The organism is Eggerthella sp., from assembly GCF_048329335.1.
Lineage (GTDB): Bacteria > Actinomycetota > Coriobacteriia > Coriobacteriales > Eggerthellaceae > Eggerthella > Eggerthella lenta.
On record NZ_DBFEGU010000141.1, the window covers coordinates 1 to 2,517 of the forward strand.

Genomic DNA, 2,517 nt, shown 5'->3' on the forward strand with positions numbered 1-2,517 from the left:
GCGAGAGCAGCTCGCGGGCGCGGAAGGGCTTGGCGATGTAGTCGTCGGCGCCCATGTCGAGGCCGGCCACGGTGCTGAACTCGTCGTCGGAGGCCGTGAGGAAGATGACGGCGGGAGCCGGGTCGCACGCCTTGGCCGCCGCGCACACGGCGAACCCGTTGCCCTGGGCGAGCGCCACGTCCACCAGCGCCAGGTCGAAACGTTCGCTGCGCAGCAACTCGACGGCCGCGTCCTGGCCGTCGGCACAGCGCGTCTCGTATCCTTCCGATCGCAGCAGGTCCGTCAAGCTGGCGACGATGGCCGCGTCGTCTTCGACGAGCAACATGCGCATGGGGCGTCCTTCCCTTCGGGTGCATCGTCTCCACGGTAGCAGAAAACGCGGGAAAGGGGAGGGGAGGATCAGCCTTCTTCGTCGTCGACGAACTCCAGGATGTCGCCGGGTTGGCAGTCCAGCTCCTTGCAGATGGCGTTGAGCGTTTTGAAGCGCACCCCGCTGACCTTGCCGTTCTTCAGCTTCGACAGATTGCCGTCGGCTATACCCACCTTCTCGGCCAGCTCTCCCAGGGAAACCTTGCGATCGGCCATCATCCGATCGAGGCGCAGCACGATAGCCATGCTGCCCTCCTAGATGATCTCGAAGTTCTCGTCTTGGACGAGATAGCCGTACTCGATGATCTGCCCGAGGCAGAACACGATGGCGGCCAGCATGAAGGCGAACATGACCGATTCGTCCACGAGAGCGCCGGACAGCGTTCCGGTTTGGATGCTGACGACTGCCCAGTACAGCCACTTCGGCACCGCGAGCGTCGCGAAAAGGAGCACGGCCACCGCTTTGATCTTGCGCGGCAGGTTTGCGAAGAACGGCGTCTCCTCGCGATTGATGCGCAGAAAGACGAGAGCGACGTACACGGCCAACGCGACGAGAAGCCCGTCCCCGAGCAATCCCATGCCGTGGCGCACGGAGTCGGGGTTCGACAGCGCTTCACCGGTCGTCAGCCAGTCGAAGATATTGATCGACGTCTGAATGCCGAACAGCAGCGCGATGGCGAGGATCGCGACGAATGCGGTCATGCTGGTCGACTTGATCTTGGCGCGCGTCTTGTCCATAGGGGTCTCCTCGCTATCGGATGGCTCCCAGTATACGCCGAAACATGACACAAAATGATATGAATATGACGTTTTACGTCAAAACATGCAGCCGGTCGATCTACAGATCCACCCAGAACCTCGAGTTCTTGTACAGCTCCTCCACTTTGCTGCGCGCCCACGGGGTCTTGCGCAGGAACGTGAGCGAGCTCTTGAAGTTCGGGTTCTTCTTGAAGCAGTTGATCCTGATGCGCTTGGCCAGGCCGTCCCAGCCGTACTTGTTCACCAGCTGCTTGAGCATCGTCTCCAGCGTGATGCCGTGCAGCGGGTCGTTGGGATGCTGCCGATCTGCGGGGTTGTCGGGCATGGGCTCTCCGTGTTCCTCGAAACGTGTGCGCTCCATGATGACGCATGTGCGCGGCGTTTCCCGCCGGAAACGACCGCAATCAGCGAAACATCGTGCAAAATCAGGCGTATCTTCGCTCCAAAAACACGCCCCAGCGGACGAAGCGTGTTTTTGGAGCGAAGATACGCCTTTCTCTGTTTGCGTTTACCGACGGCGCCCCATCGCCAGCACCGCGCGCACGCCGAGGAGCGTGAACGCCGCCACGGCGACGGCGCCCGCCGCTCCACCGGCTATGAGCCCGCCGACGAGCCCTGCGCTCTTCCCGTGGGCATGCTCGGGGTCTTGGCATCGCCGGGCGTCCGGCGTCGCGGGTCGATGCGGCCCCTCCGGCCCATCCGGCGTTTCCGCCGCTGAGGGCGCGTCGCGCTCCTCCTCGTTTCCCATGAGGGTGTCCAGCCCCCGGCCGAGGGCTGCGGGACGGGCGCTTCCTTCTTTCGCGTTCATGGCTGCCTCCTTCTGCTTGGCTTGTCCTTCCGCTCGGCACCTTACGCTTCGGGCGCGTCGGCGCAGCGGGCGGGCGCGCGGCGTGGGCGAGGCGAGTCGCAGCTGTAACGTTCGGTTGGAAAGCGTTTGCTCGGATCGAGGCCGAAATTAAAGATCGGACGAGACGAAGCTGTCGATGAGGCGCAGGGCGGGATGGGCCACGATGCCGCCCGCCAGCGCGCCTCCCGCGCCCACGAGCCAATCGAAGAAGCTGAAGGGGTGGTCGGGAACCATGAGCGACACCGCTCCGTCGGCGATGCCCAGCATGCACGTGATCAGGACGGCCGCTGCGCAGGCGGTGAGCAGTCCCATATGCTGCCACAGCGCGTTCGCCAGCAGGAAGCCGAGCACCGCGAACTCGACGAAGTACGCCACTGCCGAAGGCGCGCTCACGGCGGGCCCGAAGTACACGACCGCCGCCCATGCCGCGGCCAGCGCCCAGCGCCCGACCACGATGAAGCGCCGCCGCTTCGACATGCGCGGCTTCGCATCTCCGATATCTTGCATCCGATCGTCCATGCCCCCACCATACCACGCCCCCC

The 2,517-nt window shown here is 64.3% G+C and carries 6 protein-coding genes; all 6 read right to left on the bottom strand.

Annotated features, from left to right (window positions below):
* The coding region (locus ACMO6A_RS04320) for a response regulator transcription factor (RefSeq protein ID WP_418470831.1) at window positions 1-331 on the bottom strand (331 nt) is incomplete at its 3' end.
* Between the two features lie 68 nt (window positions 332-399).
* Entirely contained in the window at window positions 400-615 is a 216-nt protein-coding gene (locus tag ACMO6A_RS04325; protein WP_009306947.1) for a helix-turn-helix domain-containing protein, read from the bottom strand.
* 9 nt (window positions 616-624) lie between these two features.
* Window positions 625-1,107, bottom strand: a complete 483-nt coding sequence (locus ACMO6A_RS04330; RefSeq protein ID WP_009306948.1) for a hypothetical protein — start codon at window positions 1,105-1,107, stop codon at window positions 625-627.
* Window positions 1,108-1,207: 100 nt separating this feature from the next.
* The gene (locus tag ACMO6A_RS04335) at window positions 1,208-1,453 is read right to left on the bottom strand and encodes a VF530 family DNA-binding protein (RefSeq protein WP_009306949.1); all 246 of its coding nucleotides are present in this window, start codon (window positions 1,451-1,453) and stop codon (window positions 1,208-1,210) included.
* 183 nt (window positions 1,454-1,636) lie between these two features.
* Window positions 1,637-1,936: a hypothetical protein gene (locus tag ACMO6A_RS04340; protein WP_009306950.1), complete on the bottom strand. Its 300-nt coding sequence runs from the start codon at window positions 1,934-1,936 to the stop codon at window positions 1,637-1,639.
* Between the two features lie 147 nt (window positions 1,937-2,083).
* A partial coding sequence (locus ACMO6A_RS04345; protein WP_418470832.1) for a hypothetical protein occupies window positions 2,084-2,517 on the bottom strand: 434 nt, incomplete at its 5' end.

Coding starts and splice junctions, on each gene's coding strand:
- ACMO6A_RS04325 (WP_009306947.1), bottom strand. CDS start 615: ATGGCTATCGTGCTGCGCCTCGATCGGATGATGGCCGATCGCAAGGTT.
- ACMO6A_RS04330 (WP_009306948.1), bottom strand. CDS start 1,107: ATGGACAAGACGCGCGCCAAGATCAAGTCGACCAGCATGACCGCATTC.
- ACMO6A_RS04335 (WP_009306949.1), bottom strand. CDS start 1,453: ATGCCCGACAACCCCGCAGATCGGCAGCATCCCAACGACCCGCTGCAC.
- ACMO6A_RS04340 (WP_009306950.1), bottom strand. CDS start 1,936: ATGAACGCGAAAGAAGGAAGCGCCCGTCCCGCAGCCCTCGGCCGGGGG.